The following is a 15,848-nucleotide window of genomic DNA, read 5'->3' on the forward strand; positions in this document are numbered from 1 at the left end:
CCGGGTTGCTGCAAACCAACCCGACGCGGAAACCGCAAGAATCCTCGGTTCTTTTGCCTTGTCGCGGATCATTGAAAACATAAGGAGACCGGAATGAACCCAGTCGCGACCACCGTGAGCGATCGTTCTGCGCGGCCGGGACTCGAGGTCGCGGTGCGAATCCGAGGGGTCACCAAGCACTTTGGAGCTGGCGACCAAAGGGTCCTCGCGCTCCGAGGGGTCGACTGGGATGTGTACAAAGGGCAAATGTCAATGATCGTCGGTCCGTCTGGTTGTGGTAAGACGACCTTGCTGTCGGTCATTGCCGGGATCCTCGATTGTGATCAAGGCGAAGTGAACATTTTTGGCAATGAGGTGACGTCAATGCGAGACCGCCAGAAGACGCGGTTTCGCGCGGAGAATATCGGATTTGTGTTCCAGCAGTACAACCTCCTGCCTGCTCTGACGGCAGCCGAGAATGCGGCGATCCCGCTCGTGATCGCCGGTTGGCGGAAAGAGAAGGCCGTTCAGCGGGCCCGGGACGTCCTGAGTTCGATCGGCATGTCCAAGAAGACCGAGAGCCTGCCCTCACAGCTTTCCGGGGGACAGCAGCAACGGGTCGCCATCTCGCGAGCCCTGGTCCATGAGCCTCGTCTCCTGGTGTGTGACGAACCGACCGCGGCGCTCGATCACGAGACCGGCTTGACCGTCATGGAATTGCTGCGCGAGGCGGCCGTTCGGTCCGACCGCGCCGTCGTCGTCGTGACCCACGACAACCGTGTCTTCCACTTCGGAGAGCGAATTGCCCGGATGGATGACGGCGTGATCGTCGAGATCATCGATCAGACCAGTGAGTCGGCCGCCTGAACGGCTCCTCCCCCCCCCCCTTCGCATAGGAATCAGACAGTCATGTTCAATAAATATGTGTTGCCGCTTGTGGCTCTTGGGGGTGTCAGCTTCGCGGTCTACTACACCGTGGTCCAAGCTCGGCAGTCGACCGAGCTGGTGACCCCAATGATTCCGCCACCATCGCGACCGACGACGAAGGTGAAGCTCATCGCCGGCGCGGGGCTGATCGAGGCTCAGAAGGAGAACATCCCGATCGGGACGAATGTCCCCGGCGTCGTCTGGGAGATTTACGTTAAAAAGGGAGATTACGTCAAGAAGGGGGATCCTCTCTTCCGGATTGACGAACGGGATCTCAAGGCGCAACTGAAGGTTCGTGAAGCGGAGTTAGCGGCCTCCCAGGCCCAACTCCACAAATTGCAGGCCGCGCCTCGCCCCGAGGATGTGCCTCCGTTGAAGGCGGCCTTCGAAGAATCGAAGGCGAAGCTCGCCGACGCCGAGGCGGCGGTCGCTCGGACCGAAAAACTCTTCAACCGCCAGATGATCGCCGCCAGCGACTACGACAAGGATCGATTCAACTTCTACGCTGCGAAGGCGACCGCCGCCAAGACAAAGGCAGACCTGGAGCGGCTCTTGGCCGGGACCTGGAAAGAAGATCTCGACGTTGCCGCGGCCGCCGTGGCCCAGGCGGAGAGCCAGGTCGAGAGTATCAAGATTGAGCTCGACCGACTCACGGTGCGGGCGTTGGCTGACGGCCGGGTGCTTCAACTCAACGTTCGCCTGGGCCAATTCGCGGCGATGACCTGGAAGGAACCGATGGTGGTCCTCGGCGATGTGGACCGGCTTCACGTCCGGGTTGACATCGACGAAAATGATCTCCCGTACTTCGAGAAAAATGCCGAGGCGATCGCGACGCTCAAGGGCCGCCCGTTGGTGCGATTTAACCTGACTTTTATGTATGTTGAACCTTATGTGGTTCCCAAGCAGAGCTTGACCGGCTCGAATTCCGAGCGAGTCGATACGCGGGTCCTGCAAGTGGTGTATGCCCTGCCCGATGACCGGCCGGTCGACCTTTACGTCGGCGAGCAGATGGACGTCTATCTCAAGGCGGCGACGGCCCCCCAAGGTCTCTCACTCGAAGCCGGTCCGGGCGCATCCCTGCCGTTTGACGATGCCCCAGTGCCTGCGTCGACCGAGCGGCCCTCGAAGCCAGCAAAGCCGTTGCGTTGAATGGAATTGCGACCTCGGGGCGGGTGGCTCGCTCGTTGGGAATTTCGGGGTGGGCTGCACGTCACTTACTGCCCCGGGGATCGCCGCGACCGCCGTGTGGGGCGTTTGGCCCTGGCATGCGAGGCTTTACGAAGCCGGGAACGTGATTTGGTGCGCGCACTCGAACGCTGGTCCGCGGACTTGGCCGTTTCCTCATCCTTCGGGAACGCGGGGGCCACGATCCGGAAGGGGAGCGTGTCCTTGGCGAGCTGGGTCGGCGCGTGTTTGTCGCGGAGGATCAGGTCGTAGTCGTACTCGCCGGGCTTCAATCCCTTCAGCGAAACGATGTTCTTCAAGTAAATCGGGTTCGGCGGAAAATCGACCTTGAGCTCGAAGTCGAGCAGGTTCTCCTTGCGAAGCAGAACCGCCTTTTCTCCGCGGCGGCGGATCTGACCGGCCTGGGTCAGGTGGATGTGGTTCGAGTTGCCCGTCTTGACGATGCGGTAGTTGAGCGGGTGGTAGTAGATGAGAAGCTTCTCGTCGGCGGTCAGGGCTGCGCCGGGCAGGCGTTCGAAGTCCTCGAACCCCTCGATCGACCGGCAGGCCACTGGCGAGGTCATCGAAAGACGCTCTTCCTTGCTGTCCTCATTTTTCAGCGTGGAAGCGTCAGGTTGGGGCGCTTTGCGGTCGTCGTCACTCCCGTGGGCGATTGCCACGGCCGCGAAGAGGGAGAAGAACAGGACGTGCGTGGTCGGTAGGGCTCTCATGATGCGGTTTCCCGGTCGGTTCACGTCTCGACATTCACCTGACGGGGGGAGAAGCGCAGCTTAGCGGATCGGAGGCACGAATTGCAAGCGGCTGGATCACGTTCGGGGGGCGTGGAATGGGGCCGGAAAAGTTTCTCAGTGCAAACGGTCTTCGTGATCCTCAGGGTTTACCGGGCCGGTAGGCGAAACCCTGCCGACAGGGCGATCCACGGAAGAAAGTCAGTGTCTGAGGTCCGTAGCGTGGGGTCTCTGAGAAGAGGGGAAAAAGAGCGTCATTCGCGGGGTGGGCAAGGCCGATGTTCAAGACGGTAACCCTTGGGAAGGGTTACCGTCTTGTGTTGGGATGCATCAATGATCAAGGAATCGATCACATACCGGTCAAGCTACGCGTCGGCGTCGAAGCCGAAGCGCGCCTGCCGCGGCGGCAACAACGGTCCACGACAGCAATGTCGCGGGCTCGGGAACCTGCGGGCCGAAGGACGGCACGAACATATAGGCGGTCGACTCTTCACCAATCGGGTTGTCGTTCGGAGATCCCAGGTACGCCCGGATCCAGAAGCCCTGCGCGGGGTCGAGCAGGTTGGGCGAGATCTTGCTGAAGTTTTCGATGGTGAATTCAAAGCCGGGGTGAGCCGCCGACGGACTGAAGGCCAGGGTCCCCTGATGATTCGGCAACTGCGACCCGTAGCTGTTCTGGATACCCCCCCGGTTTACGTAGCTGGTGACGGTGAAGCCATTCAGCCCGGATCCGGCGTATGCCTTGTCGGCGGGAACACCCGCCAGGAGGACGGTCGAACCCGGCTTGAGGCTGTCATTGAGGTTCTTTCCCGCGATCCCCACGGTAATCGACTTATTACCACCGAGATTTGCGGGGTCCACGCCACCAAGTTGGTTCAGGCGATTCGCCAGATCGGCGCCCCCATTACCGATGGCGTTGCCGGCGATGCTGTAAGTGTTGAGGCCAACGTAGAGCCTGTCCGACTGGTAGTCGTAGCTCAACCGCATGTCCTTCAACGCATAGCCGTTGATGATCCCTTGTGCGGTCATCTCGGGCATTTGCACGATTCGATTAAGAGGGTCGGGCGCGCCCTGGATAACCTTGACGGAGTCATCCTCCGAATTGAAGTCGTTCTCGACGAACCCTGTGAAATTGATTGGACCTGCCGACACGGAGCTTGCTCCGAGCAGAGCGAGCGTCGCCAGGGTCCAACGGAGCGCGTTGCGGCTCACCATTTACGAGACTCCTTCCACGAAATGGTATTTCGTCCCGCGTCAACCGTCGCGTGCTGGAGGCACGCGATGACCTGGGGGACTGGTAACGCCCCCAGAACCACAGCAGTCTCTCCGACGGAGGTCGGTTAATCCGCAGTATGTTCCGGCAGGCAGGTTTCTTCGCACCGCTAGGCTGTCTCGATCCTTCGGTCGCTCCTGAACCGAGAACCGAGTCACCCTTCCATGTTGGTCCGCGTCCGAAGGGGACGCCGGCCTGTTAGAAAGGACGATGGCGCGATGTCACTGATCTCCAGGCTACTCCATGCCGTTCAATCGTGGCGGCGTCGTCCCGGTGGTCTCAAGACCACCAAACGGGCCGCCGCCGTGTCGATGGAACAACTCGATCATCGACAACTACTTAGCGTGAACTTCACCGGAAACGTTGCAATCGATTTTCCCGCTACGCAAGTGCCAGGCGTTGTAGTTATCCCAGCTACCGCACCCAGTGCAACCGCTGGGGTTCCGGCCATTTACACGAGCCCCCCTAATCCTCCGCCGTCCGCCATCAACGTCTCCGGCTTCTCGCTCAGCGGAATCCGAGTCTCGTATTCGGCGAGCGATGACGTTCTGAGCATTGGCCTGGATCAGCCCAAGGCCACCCCGACCTCCACTCACTCGGTCATCGCCGGCGATGCCGACGACAACGGCGATGATGGAACCATTAGTCCTGAAGTGCAAACGATTGTTGACAACCTCGGACTCTCATTTATCGATTCTCCGGATTTCGGCGGATCGGAGTTTATGGGGGCCTTCCTCGACCTCGACCAGGATGGCTACGCCGACATCGTGGCGGGGTATGCAGATAATGATACGAGAACGCCAAAACAATACCAGGTTGCCCAGGCAATCGTCAACACGAATGCGCCTCCGACCAACCCTGGTTTTGGCACGCAATTGCCCCAATTTACGGGCAATGTGTACAAGGTGAATTCCCCAGTTCACCCAAACCTCGAATTCGCGATCAACAACTTCTCGGCGCTCTATCTCCAGGAGACTGGCCAGACACTTACCCCCGATAAAGTGATCAGCTTTGGTGCCTTCGCCGGGTCGGGCGACGACGACGGCATCGGCGAGGCGTTCTTCCCGCAGGTGCCCGTGCCGTTCGAGAACACGATCGTGCCGCCGCCGCCGGTCTGCCCGCCGCCGCCGGTCTGCCCGCCGGTCTCGCCGCCGGTGGTGATCAACCCGCACCAGAACAACCATATCAACACGGCGCATCCGACCGACATCCGAGTCTCGGTGCTGGGCACCTCCGGATTCGACGTCACTCAAATTGACCCGGCGACCGTGACGTTCGGTGGCGCAAGCCCGGTCTTCACGTTCTTCCGGAAGGTCAACGGCGACCAGTTCCTCGACCAGACCTTCGTCTTCAGGGGCACGGACGTCAAACTGCCGCCGGGGATCATCGAAGCCCCCATCATGGGCTCGCTGAAGAACGGCCAGACGTTTGTGACCTCGATGCGGGTCTTCAATCGCGACGCCAGTTTCTACTCCCCCTCGGAGGTTGCCCAGGCCCAGGGCCGCCAGGCCGCGAATCCGAACCGGCTCCAAACTCCGCTCTCGACGCTCCAGCGGAGAACGGCGTTTAACGGTAGCGTCGCAGCGGCCTCGACCCGGGTTCCCAGCGGTCCGGCCGCGATCCAGGTCCGCACCGCTCGGGTCGCGCCAGCCCAGGCCGCGGCTCCCCAGGTCGTCTCGATCCGCCGTCGACAGAGTCCTGTCAACGCCGGACAGCGTTCCAACGCGATGATTTCCACGAAACTCCAATCCAGCATGGACGCATACGTCGATTCTCATGCGGGCATGGATATGACCTCGAGCACGGGTTCGAGCAGCTAAGCTTCCCGCGTTTCCGTTCCGCCCCGCCGATGGCGTCTGACGCCGCGGCGGGGCGGTTCTCGTTTCGAAAGCAAGGCCGTCGGTCTTTCCGTTCCCATCGACTCGTAACCTCAGGTCTTGACTGGCCTTGCCTTGCGAGCGGAGGGACTGAGTGACGGCAGTCGCGGCCAGGCTGCTTCGCCCGGCTGGCCCAACCTGCCTGGCCACTTCCATTGCTTTCGCTACAATGGACATGAAGCCTGCGAGGCATTGTCTCAACGCCTCAGGTTTCCCCGCGCAACATTTGGATCGAGCGACCATGCTCAGGATCAACGACCGGATCTCGATCCCCCTGGCCGAGTTTCACTTTGACGTTTCGCGCTCGGGTGGTCCCGGAGGGCAGAACGTCAACAAGGTGAACTCGAAGGTGCTCCTCCGCTGGACTCCGGCGACGAGTCCGAGCCTTCCCGAACCGGTTCGGGCGCGGCTCCTCTCGGCTCTGGCCAACCGGCTCACGCGCGAGGGCGAACTGCTGGTCAGTTCGCAGCGAACCCGTGACCAGTCCAGAAACCTCGCCGACTGTCTCGCCAAGGTGCGTGAACTGGTCCTCGCCGCCGCGACCCCCCCCAAGATCCGCCGCCCGAGCCGACCGACCCATGCGTCGAAGCTCCGCCGGGTGGAAGCGAAGGGGCGACGCTCTGCCACCAAGCAATTGCGCCGCAAGCCCGAAACGGACTGACACCCCGTCCCTCAATTCCATGCATTCAGGATGCCTCGACGATGGCCGATCACTCGCCGTACCAACAGAAGATCATCAAGCGATATTACAATAACTTCTCCTCTCTTCAGGTGCAGCGTCTCGGTGAACTGGTCACCGAGATTTACCTCGCCGAAGGCAAGAAGTGCGACCGCCTCTGGAAGCAGGTGGGCGAAAGCCTGACGAAGCTGGAGTTCCCCGCTACCCGTGTCGAACACTTACTTCTTAAACGTGATCCTTCGTTGCTCGCGGGTGTTCTGAAGGAACTTGAAACCAAGTCGTGAGCCAAACGCCGACGTCCCGTCGCGCCGTCACTTGGCTTTCTCCGTTGGGGAGCGCGGGCGCCCCGCCCGCACTTGCCCCCAAATCCGGAATGAAGAGGGGATGCCCGCAGTCCCTTGGGGAATGGTCAGCCAAGCTGACGATCTCTTGGTGCTGCGCCACGCTTCTCGGTCGCCAGCGCCGCTCCCTGGAGGCTGGGTCGAGCCTCTTCAGACGACGATCCACTCGACATGAACGGTTCGCTCGCGATCCGATTCAATGAGTGAGTGGATTAGTCACCCTATGAGGCGCTAACTGCTGGGATTAGCATTTCGGAAGACTCTTCGAGATTTGCCGGTCATGTAGTACGCAGAATAAGATTGCGCCGTTTGTACGAAAGGAATTGTTGACGTGGAAACAAAGGTTTTGTAAATTTTCGACAGCTTACTGATGAATCAATGAAATGGATACTTCGACATTCGAGTGGACGCCCCACCGACCTCGGCTTCGCCGGCGGCGATGGATCGCCTCCGAATGGTGCCCTACCGCAGCTTAATCGTATTTACCCGAAGCGAGGTTGCTTAAGATGTCGTTAGCTCAGCGAGTCCGGGACCATCGCTATTCTAAGGGGTGGGGGCCCGACGAGTTGGCAAGCCGCGCCGCAATTTCGCGGACCGCACTTTATCAGATTGAGAGTGGCAAGACGGAATTGCCGCGGGCCGGGACGTTGAGGCGAATCGCCCTCGCTCTGGACGTGTCGATGGAGATCCTGCTGGGCCATGGCGACGCAGCGGCGATCGTGGCGGTTGCCGCGAAGCCGGCACGAGCCAATTCCGAGTGGCTGCCCACGGAGGGAGGTCCCCTGACCATCCCGAGCACTCGCACCGCACCCACGATTGAAAATCTCGACGGGTCGCGCTTCGGGGTCGAATCCACCCCTCTGGTGAGTGCCCCCCAAGAGAGCTACCTCTCAGTTCGTGAACGCGAACTTGCTTGGAAGCTTCATGAACTGCTCTCATCCAATCTCGGCGAAGGGATTGCTCGAATCATCGAGGAGTCCTATCGATTGCTCCCCTCCTCTCGGCATGTTGGTTGAATTCGGCTCAGTCCTCAAAAAAAGAGGGTAGAATTCCTCAAGGTACGTCGTTGCGTGGCCGACTCGCGGTCCGCGGAGCGAACGACTGAGCGACACCTTGAGGAGTCAACATGAGTGGCCTTTCGTCGGTTCGGGGGAGAGTCTGTCTGGCGATCCTAGGTCTGTTCGCCTGGAACGCCACTCGCGCTGAGGCGGGTTGGCCGTACCAAAGACGTGAGAGGGTGGTGATTGCCACCGTCGCTCCGGTTGCCGTTCCCCGGTCCACCGCTCCGCTCGGGACGTTTACTCCCACTCCCGTGATGACCGTGCGCGGCAATTTCCCACTCGGCGGCGGATATTCGCCGGCCGACTCGTTCGGCGACACGTCCATGGACATCTACGGGCCGCTCTCGTCGCTCCGTGCGACCACTGCGCCCGTCTTGAGCTACAGCCGCGGCTACGACGGTCGTTCCATGCTCAACGAGGGGACGTCGTTCTCAACGCCGAACCTTCCCAGCCTGAGCCCGGTGATCTATCCGACTCAGGCGACGGACGTGAATGGGCCGCGGCAAATGAAGAATCCGCCCTGGTGGCCCAAGGCGACCAATTGGATCGACCAGAACTGAGCAGTCGTCGTTCCGGCTTCATGCCTCCTGGCGTCCGCATCCATCGCCGACACGAAGCCCGCACTCCGTCAGGAGAGCGGGCTTCCGTCGTTCTTAGGTGGTGGTCGGCGGACTGAGACCGCTCCTTTTCCCAGCAAACCAGGAATCCGGGGTGCCTGCGGTCTGAGGAACCGAGCCGTGTCAGACGCACCGGGGCGGGGTCCTTATTGCTCGGGGTTGAGTCGCGCGCGGAGGTGGACGAACTTATCGTGGAGGTCGCCCCCGCCGAGTTCAGGGTGGAGGATGGCCGTGGCATCGATGAGCTTGGCGGCCTCTTGGTTCTTGCCGGCTCGGTAGTTCGCCAGGGCCACGCCATAGCGGGACTCGAACCAGGCGGGGGAACCTGTCACGGCGTTTCGCGAGCGGAGCCGTTGGACGTCCGCGGCGAGGTCGAAGGCGCCGAGGCGGATGTAGGTGTCGGCCATGTCTTTGAGAATCCGGTCGTCGAGTGAGGGTGGGGTGCCCCACTCCGCCGTAATCGAGGCGCGGGCCCGGGCCTCGTCGCCAATAAAGAGCCAGGCCCGCGTTTGGCGCAGTTTGGCTTCGCGGAGCTGGGCCTGAGAAAGCTCCCCTTGGCGTTCGAGGATCCCAGCGAGCAGCAGCCGGTTGATCAGTCCAAACCGGCGCACTCGGAGGTCCGATGACGACTCCGACGCCACGAGGTCGATCAATCGCGCGGTCTCGAGCAAGTCGGCCGGCTGACTCAGTTTGAGTTCGGCACGTGCGGCTTGCTCGGCCTCGAGAAAGTGGTTGAGTTCGGCGACCGCGATCATTTGGAGCCGACGGGCCCGATCTCTCTGCTCGGCCTGGCTCGCCGACCTCTGAATCGAATCACAGAGCCGTCGGGCCTCATCTGCTTGACCGACCTCGGGGGTGAGTTCCAACCGGACCAGGGCGAGGTTGATCGCGGCACGCTGGGTGTCGTTCTGGCATTGGGTGTAGCTTGCGTTCAGAAAGGAACGAGCTTCCGTATAACGCTGCCGGACAAGTGTTCGATCGTTGCTGATCCGCTGGGTATCGAGCGCCGCTTGTCGAAGCGTGGCGACGGCCAGTCTTGCGTCGAGCCAGCGGGGATCGGCGGGCGGGATGTCCGACCAGAGCGATCGGGCGTCCTCCGGCTTGGACGAGGCCAGCCGATACTTGCCCAGCAGCCAGCGCGCTTCGTTTGCCGAGGAGTCGTTGGGGAACTCGCGAATCTGCGACTCCAGAGCCGCGGTGTACTTCGCCTGGGAGGCTCCTGGTAGTTTTGTCGCCAATGCTCGAGCGCGGGCCATGATCCGGAGGAGACCGGCTTTGGCGCGTGAGTCGCCGGCCTGGCGATCGTCGGCGACCCGAGTCAGGACGGCGTCGGCTTCGAGGAATTTCCCGACCTGGAAGAGCGAAGCCCCCGCGCGGAGCCGGAGCTTGGCGGCCTTGTCGGGTTGGCCCGCCGCATCAGCGAGATCGGCCCCTTTTGCATCCAGGTTGCTGGCACGGACGAGGTCCCCCGTGGCGATCGTGGCCTCAGCCAGGACGTCCCACGCGCTCGGGTCCTGAGTGTCGTCGGGTTCTTGGATTGCTCTGGCCAGTTCGAGCAACGCCAGCTTTGCCTCCGCGGTCGACGAATCTTGCACCGGGAGCATGGCCTGGAACAGGCTTTTTTCGACTGCGCTACGGGCCGAGCCGGGAGCCATCCGTGCTCGCTGGTTCAGGCGAACCCGTAGGGTTAGCAACGCTTTTCCCGACGCGGACACGGTGGAGTGCTCGATGGCCTTGATCGCCTGGTCGAACCGCTTGCCGGCCGTCTCGATCCCGACCTTCGCCTCCAAGAGAGCTTCTGGCGCAGGTGGAGGTGTCGCTTTTTCCGCGGCCACGAGTGCCGATTTCGCCCCCCGCTCGTCGCCGAGCTTCGCGAGGATATCGGCACGGAGCAAGGACGCAAATCCGACGAGAACGGGCTCGTCGATCGGCTTCTCGAGGGCCTGTGCGGCCTCACGGAGCCGCGTGCTTCGCGTCTCCGAGTCTTCAGGGTCGAGTCTTGCCCGGTCGGCCAGCGCTTGCGCCAGCCGAAATCGAACGTTCTGGGAGAGCACCTTATCGTCCGCGGGCAGCGTACGGTTGAGGCCTTGGAACCGAGAGATCGCCACGTCGAGATTCTCGATCGCGGAATCTCGAGCCTCATGATCACTGGGCGCGAGTTCCTGCTGGTCGGCCCAGAGTCGCCCGCGTGCCCAGAGGTAAACCGCGGACTGAAACCGGAACTTGCTCGCTTGCGGATGCGCCGGGTTTTCCGAATCGAACCGATCGATGAGGTTGATCGCTTCGGTCCAGTGCTTTCGACGTTCCTGAGCCGTCGCCGCCGACTGAGCCGCCCGGTCGAGTGTGGCCGCCATCTCGAGTACGAATTGCTCGCGTTTCTCGAGGTCGAGCGCGTGGTTATCGACCTGGCTTCGCAGCGACGCCAGATGTTTCTCCAGTTCATCGTCGGCCTTGCCCGATGGCAAGCCGCCCCCGACGAAGAGTGCCCAGGCCACGAGGAAAACCGCCGGAGAAGTGCCGCGTCGTTGCATGACCCATCCTTGAAGAAGGGATGGCAGAAGAGGAGCGGGGGGCGATCCGCTCCCCTTTGATTGCTAATTGTACGCGACGAGTCACGCCTGCTTCTTGAGCAGGTCGCTGATGGCCTTCCGGTAGGGGGTCTCGGACGTGATCGCCACGCCAGCCACCGAGGGTTCGTAGCCACCTTCGGCGAATGATTTTTCCAAGGGGATGTACCAAGGTCCCCCGTCACCGTAGGCGGCGGTGGCCAGAAGCGTGTCGGGACGCTCGAGCTGGGCGCCGAGCTGGTATTCCACGAAGGTTTCCGCCGGCAGGTGCAACAGGGTCACGCCTGCGAGTTCGAGCTTTGAGAGGAGGATCGGGCGTCGCGATGCCACTCGCATCAGCCAGCCGCAGCTCATGGCCATCCGGTTCCGGTTGACGACGGTCTCTTTGGGATTGGCAACGATCGCCTTGAGCTTGTCGAGGTCGAGGTCGGATCGCGCGGCGAAGCGGAAGGGCGAGGTGACCCATTCGGCCGAGTCGAGCGGGCGCGCTCGATCCTGAGCGTGCGCATCGGCCGCTTTCATCGCGGTATGGATCCGGTTGGCGAGGATCTCACGGTTGGCGTGGTTCCCGTCGTTGTATTTGCCCGCGGTGACGTTGCCTGCCGCGCCGGTGAAGTAAACGTGAAACGTGTCCGGTTCATCGGCGCCCCGTTTTTGTCGGGCCAAGCCGGCGAAGTCGCTCGAGACGCGTCCGTCACCGTAGTAGCTCATCGGGTGAGTGGTGTAATAATAGAGCCGAGCCAGGGGGCGATCTCCCTGGAAGAAACCGACCGACTTGAGGATCGGGTCAATCGTTCCCACCGGCTCGGCGCGGGCCTCGGGGTTGGGTGTGGCGCTGCCGCGAGTGAAGCGGATCTTGCCGTCGGGCCCGATGACGCGGCGGTTCGAGGCCACTTCAAGAACCTCGGCCTGTCCGGCCCGAATGTGGGTGACCGGCTTGGCGGTGGTCAGCGACTCTCGGACCACGGCCGCAGCCTGTTTCACGAGGCCGTCGACGAACGCCTCATCGTACAACAGGGGTGTGGCGTTGGCCTTGCGGAGCAAGGCGTTCCCTTCACGGTCGATAAACGGAGCGTTGTGCTGGTGGACGCAGTGCAGCGCCACGCGGTCGGGCGTCGTGTGTGCGGCCTCGGCGAGCGCCTCGGTCCAGAGCCTGTGCGACTCGTCCATCACGCCGGTCCAGTCCAACGAGGCCAGCACGATGGGCAGCCCCGCACCTTGCAAGACCACGCCGCGCAACCAGAGCGGGTCATCCACTCCGACGACCGGCTTGATCCAGCCACCGCATAAGGAATGGCCGTTGGGCGGGGTCGCATCGACCTTGAACGTGGCGAGGTGGAAGGCGAGCATAGCGGGTGCTCCGAATCAACGATCTCGGCATTGAGGTTTTAGGTCACGGGCTTGAGCAATGTATCGAAATCGCACCGGCCGTGATACGGTCTAACCGTCCGCCGCGTCCAACCGACAGGTCCGCACGTGATATCGAATTCCACCACCTCTCCGGCCGTTGCCTGGCGTCAGGTTCGCAAATCCTATCCCGATGGCCCCGAAGCCCTTCGCGGTGTCGACCTCACCGTTGCGCCTGACGAATGCCTCGCCATTCTGGGAACGAGTGGCTCGGGAAAGACGACCCTTTTGAAGATGGTCAACCGGCTGCTCGACCCCACGGCGGGCGACGTCCTGGTTCGGGGCATTCCCACACGCGATTGGGATCCGATTGCCTTGCGAAGGTCACTGGGCTACGTGATCCAGGAAGTCGGTTTGATGCCGCATATGAATATCTTGAAAAATGTGGGTCTGCCGCTTCGCCTACAAGGTCGCCCCCGCCAGGACCGCGACCGGGAGGCTCGGGAACGGCTCGAGCTTGTTGGGCTCGAACCGGATCGGTTCGCCACGCTGATGCCCCATCAACTCAGCGGCGGCCAGAGGCAGCGTGTCGGGGTGGCTCGCGCCCTGATGGGGGACCCGGACCTGATCCTCATGGACGAGCCGTTCGGTGCTCTCGACCCGATCACTCGGCGAGAGCTTCAGGACGAGTTTCGCCGGCTTCGCCTTCGCCTCCGGAAGGCGGTCGTCTTCGTCACCCATGACATTCGCGAAGCCTGCCGGGTCGCCGATCGGCTTGCGATCATCGATCACGGGACCTTGATCCAATCAGGCACACCCCTTGACCTGATCCGGCGACCGGCCAATGAGTTCGTCCGCAACTTCTTTAGCGACGCCGAATCGGTGATCGAGGTCGCGTCGGGAGAGTCGACATGAGCGGTCTGCTAGACCTGGCCTGGTCTGAGCGCTGGCAACTCGCCGAGGCCACGGCCGCTCATCTCGATCTGGTGATGGAGGCCCTTGTTCTCGCCGTCTTGATCGGGGTGCCGCTCGGGATCCTGGCCATGCGATCGCGCGCAGCCGAACGGATGATCGTCGGCCTGGCCAACGTACTTCAGACCGTCCCCAGCCTCGCCTTGCTCGGGTTCCTCCTGATCGTTTTTCGAGGTCAGATCGGCAAGCCCCCCGCCCGCGCGGCGTTGGTGGTGTATGCACTTCTGCCGATTATCAAGAATACAATCCTGGGGCTGAGGAGTATTCCTCGAGACGTGGCCGAAGCGGCCCTCGGACTGGGGATGACCTCCTGGCAGCGACTCCGAATCGTCGAGCTCCCGCTCGCCGTTCCGATTCTGCTGGGAGGCGTTCGAGTCGCCACCGTCGCATCCGTTGGGATGGCGACCATCGCCGCCGCCATCGGGGCGAAGGGACTTGGGAGTTACATCTTCCGGGGCGTCTCGCTCTCCGACTCCCGGTTGATCCTGCTCGGCTCGATCCCCGCGGCGCTCCTGGCGCTGGCCTGCGACGCGTCGCTCGGCGAGGTTGAGCACGCGCTCGACCCGTCCCGTCCCCGCCGTTCACGCTTCCGCACCGTGGTCGCCTCAGCGGCGATCCTCGCTTTGCTCGGCATCGCCGCCTGGGGATGGGCGAGTGACCGAGCGGCAGCTCACTCACGCTCCACGACGGTCGTGATCGGCTCGAAGGACGGCAGCGAGATGATCCTGCTGGGGCACATGCTCGCCGACCTTGTAGAAGCACGCACCGAGCTCACGGTGGATCGTCGCTTCAACCTGGGGGGGACGCTCGTCTGCTACAACGCGCTGAGCCAGGGGGGGCTCGATGCCTACGTGGAGTACACGGGGACCGCGCTGATGACGATCCTCAAGGAACCGCCTCAGAATGATCCGGAAATCGTTCTGAAACGCGTGCGTGCCATCCTGGCCGACCGCGATGGGATCGCGACCCTCACACCGTTCGGCTTTGAGAACACGTTCGCCTTGCTGATGCGCCGCGAGCAGGCCGAGTCGCTGGGGATCCGATCGATCTCGGACCTGCGCCGACACCTTGGGACCATCAGGCCGGGCTTCGGACCCGAGTTCATGAACCGCCCTGATGGCTATCCGGGGCTGATCAAGGCTTATGAACTCGACTTCACGATTCCTCCCCGTGAGATGGATCGCAACCTGCTCTACCAGGCGGTCGCGCAGGGCTCGATCGACCTGGCCGCGGGTGACTCCACCGACGGTCGGATCTCGGCGTTCGACCTGGTTTCGCTCAAGGATGATCGCCGCTACTTCCCTCCATACGAGGCGGTCCCGCTCGTCCGCAACGAGGCGCTCCGGAAGGATACCCGGCTTCGCGAAGCCCTCGACGACCTCGCGGGCAAGATCGACGCATCGACGATGCGCCGACTGAACCAGGAGATCGACGTCAAGCGTCGCGACCCGGCGGAAGTCGCTCGCGAGTTTCTTCGCTCGAAGGGACTGTTACCGACGGCTGGTTGACGCTCCTCGCCGCATCCGGAGTCGCATCGAGAGCATCTGCTCCCCCGGTTCGCGGATCCCGCGCCTCCTGGAATCGAGGAGATCGGGGCGGCCGCACTTCGCTTGGCTCGCGATGCGCGTCGCCCGTTTTCCGAGGGCCACTCTGAAATCAGGAAGGAATCGCGGTCCTCCCGCGCGGGATTGTCGTCTTTCCATGAGAAGGAGGTGACGATCGTGGGAGAGCGGACCGAAACGAACCATTCGCTCCTGGAGCGCTACCGGGACTATTTGCACCTCCTCGCCCGGCTGAGTGTGAGCCGGCGGCTTCAGGGGAAGCTCGACCCGTCCGATCTGGTGCAGCTCACCCTCCTTCGGGCGCATCAATCGCTCGACCAGTTTCAAGGGACCCAGGACTGGGAACGCGCGGCCTGGCTGAGGAAGGTCTTCGCGACGACGACGGCCGATGAGGTCAAACGTTACAGCCGGGGCAAGCGCAATGTGAAATTAGAGCGTTCACTGCTGACGGCGCTTGATGAGACCTCCACGCGTCTGGAGCACTGGCTGGCGACCGAGCAGTCGTCACCGAGCCAGCAGGCGCTCCGGCAGGAACAACTCGTCCTTCTGGCCGAGGCGCTCGCCGCCATGCCCGAGGATCAGCGTCAGGCCGTCGAATTGCATCACCTGGGCGGATATTCCGTGGCTGACGTGGGCCTCCAGCTCGGGCGGAGCAAGGCAGCCGTGGCGGGCTTGCTGAGACGTGGGCTGCGTGGCCTCCGCCAGCGGCTCGACCCCAACGGTCAGAGGTGAA

The 15,848-nt window shown here is 62.6% G+C and carries 14 protein-coding genes; 10 read left to right on the forward strand and 4 right to left on the reverse strand.

The features are described 5' to 3' along the window. The first annotated feature begins 93 nt into the window (after nt 1-93). Nucleotides 94-846, forward strand: a complete 753-nt coding sequence (locus V5E97_RS30685) for an ABC transporter ATP-binding protein (RefSeq protein ID WP_406695361.1) — start codon at nt 94-96, stop codon at nt 844-846. Between the two features lie 42 nt (nt 847-888). Beyond that, a complete protein-coding gene (locus tag V5E97_RS30690) occupies nt 889-2,055 on the forward strand; it encodes an HlyD family secretion protein (protein ID WP_406695362.1) in 1,167 nt (388 codons plus the stop codon). 65 nt (nt 2,056-2,120) lie between these two features. Here the strand turns inward: V5E97_RS30690 and V5E97_RS30695 are convergent, their stop codons facing one another. Continuing rightward, nucleotides 2,121-2,801, reverse strand: a complete 681-nt coding sequence (locus tag V5E97_RS30695; protein ID WP_406695363.1) for a hypothetical protein — start codon at nt 2,799-2,801, stop codon at nt 2,121-2,123. Nucleotides 2,802-3,179: 378 nt separating this feature from the next. Next, complete coding sequence (locus tag V5E97_RS30700; protein WP_406695364.1) at nt 3,180-4,034, reverse strand: hypothetical protein; 855 nt, start codon at nt 4,032-4,034, stop codon at nt 3,180-3,182. A 276-nt stretch (nt 4,035-4,310) separates the two neighbouring features. Between V5E97_RS30700 and V5E97_RS30705 the strand changes: the two genes are divergently transcribed. The 5 genes from V5E97_RS30705 to V5E97_RS30725 all read left to right on the forward strand — a co-directional run bounded on the left by V5E97_RS30705 (nt 4,311) and on the right by V5E97_RS30725 (nt 8,610). Continuing rightward, nucleotides 4,311-5,912 carry a hypothetical protein gene (locus tag V5E97_RS30705; RefSeq protein WP_406695365.1) on the forward strand — a complete coding sequence of 534 codons (1,602 nt, stop codon included), beginning with the start codon at nt 4,311-4,313 and terminating at the stop codon, nt 5,910-5,912. A 298-nt stretch (nt 5,913-6,210) separates the two neighbouring features. Beyond that, nucleotides 6,211-6,630: an alternative ribosome rescue aminoacyl-tRNA hydrolase ArfB gene (arfB, locus tag V5E97_RS30710; RefSeq protein WP_406695366.1), complete on the forward strand. Its 420-nt coding sequence runs from the start codon at nt 6,211-6,213 to the stop codon at nt 6,628-6,630. Between the two features lie 41 nt (nt 6,631-6,671). After that, nucleotides 6,672-6,932 carry a hypothetical protein gene (locus V5E97_RS30715; RefSeq protein ID WP_406695367.1) on the forward strand — a complete coding sequence of 87 codons (261 nt, stop codon included), beginning with the start codon at nt 6,672-6,674 and terminating at the stop codon, nt 6,930-6,932. 563 nt (nt 6,933-7,495) lie between these two features. Next, a complete protein-coding gene (locus V5E97_RS30720; RefSeq protein WP_406695368.1) occupies nt 7,496-8,005 on the forward strand; it encodes a helix-turn-helix domain-containing protein in 510 nt (169 codons plus the stop codon). A gap of 110 nt (nt 8,006-8,115) precedes the next feature. Then, on the forward strand, nt 8,116-8,610 hold the full coding sequence (locus V5E97_RS30725; RefSeq protein WP_406695369.1) for a hypothetical protein: 495 nt from the start codon (nt 8,116-8,118) through the stop codon (nt 8,608-8,610). 203 nt (nt 8,611-8,813) lie between these two features. Here the strand turns inward: V5E97_RS30725 and V5E97_RS30730 are convergent, their stop codons facing one another. Together V5E97_RS30730 and V5E97_RS30735 are read right to left on the reverse strand one after the other, a co-directional pair. Next, entirely contained in the window at nt 8,814-11,198 is a 2,385-nt protein-coding gene (locus tag V5E97_RS30730) for a coiled-coil domain-containing protein (RefSeq protein ID WP_406695370.1), read from the reverse strand. 81 nt (nt 11,199-11,279) lie between these two features. Further along, a complete protein-coding gene (locus V5E97_RS30735; RefSeq protein WP_406695371.1) occupies nt 11,280-12,584 on the reverse strand; it encodes a hypothetical protein in 1,305 nt (434 codons plus the stop codon). A gap of 126 nt (nt 12,585-12,710) precedes the next feature. Here V5E97_RS30735 and V5E97_RS30740 point away from each other — a divergent pair, with 126 nt between their 5' ends. The 3 genes from V5E97_RS30740 to V5E97_RS30750 all read left to right on the forward strand — a co-directional run bounded on the left by V5E97_RS30740 (nt 12,711) and on the right by V5E97_RS30750 (nt 15,847). Further along, nucleotides 12,711-13,496 carry an ATP-binding cassette domain-containing protein gene (locus V5E97_RS30740; protein ID WP_406695372.1) on the forward strand — a complete coding sequence of 262 codons (786 nt, stop codon included), beginning with the start codon at nt 12,711-12,713 and terminating at the stop codon, nt 13,494-13,496. Then, nucleotides 13,493-15,061 (forward strand): ABC transporter permease/substrate-binding protein, encoded by a 1,569-nt coding sequence (locus tag V5E97_RS30745; protein WP_406695373.1) that lies wholly within the window; start codon nt 13,493-13,495, stop codon nt 15,059-15,061. Before V5E97_RS30740 ends, V5E97_RS30745 begins: the two co-directional genes overlap by 4 nt. Before the next feature lie 213 nt (nt 15,062-15,274). Then, on the forward strand, nt 15,275-15,847 hold the full coding sequence (locus V5E97_RS30750) for a sigma-70 family RNA polymerase sigma factor (RefSeq protein ID WP_406695374.1): 573 nt from the start codon (nt 15,275-15,277) through the stop codon (nt 15,845-15,847). The last annotated feature ends 1 nt before the right edge of the window (nt 15,848 follow it).

It is taken from the genome of Singulisphaera photorubra (assembly GCF_045290345.1).
Lineage (GTDB): Bacteria > Planctomycetota > Planctomycetia > Isosphaerales > Isosphaeraceae > Singulisphaera.

Bases quoted from the DNA above. Each gene is read 5' to 3' on its own strand.
- V5E97_RS30685 (WP_406695361.1), top strand. From the start codon at position 94: ATGAACCCAGTCGCGACCACCGTGAGCGATCGTTCTGCGCGGCCGGGA.
- V5E97_RS30690 (WP_406695362.1), top strand. From the start codon at position 889: ATGTTCAATAAATATGTGTTGCCGCTTGTGGCTCTTGGGGGTGTCAGC.
- V5E97_RS30695 (WP_406695363.1), bottom strand. From the start codon at position 2,801: ATGAGAGCCCTACCGACCACGCACGTCCTGTTCTTCTCCCTCTTCGCG.
- V5E97_RS30700 (WP_406695364.1), bottom strand. From the start codon at position 4,034: ATGGTGAGCCGCAACGCGCTCCGTTGGACCCTGGCGACGCTCGCTCTG.
- V5E97_RS30705 (WP_406695365.1), top strand. From the start codon at position 4,311: ATGTCACTGATCTCCAGGCTACTCCATGCCGTTCAATCGTGGCGGCGT.
- arfB (WP_406695366.1), top strand. From the start codon at position 6,211: ATGCTCAGGATCAACGACCGGATCTCGATCCCCCTGGCCGAGTTTCAC.
- V5E97_RS30715 (WP_406695367.1), top strand. From the start codon at position 6,672: ATGGCCGATCACTCGCCGTACCAACAGAAGATCATCAAGCGATATTAC.
- V5E97_RS30720 (WP_406695368.1), top strand. From the start codon at position 7,496: ATGTCGTTAGCTCAGCGAGTCCGGGACCATCGCTATTCTAAGGGGTGG.
- V5E97_RS30725 (WP_406695369.1), top strand. From the start codon at position 8,116: ATGAGTGGCCTTTCGTCGGTTCGGGGGAGAGTCTGTCTGGCGATCCTA.
- V5E97_RS30730 (WP_406695370.1), bottom strand. From the start codon at position 11,198: ATGCAACGACGCGGCACTTCTCCGGCGGTTTTCCTCGTGGCCTGGGCA.
- V5E97_RS30735 (WP_406695371.1), bottom strand. From the start codon at position 12,584: ATGCTCGCCTTCCACCTCGCCACGTTCAAGGTCGATGCGACCCCGCCC.
- V5E97_RS30745 (WP_406695373.1), top strand. From the start codon at position 13,493: ATGAGCGGTCTGCTAGACCTGGCCTGGTCTGAGCGCTGGCAACTCGCC.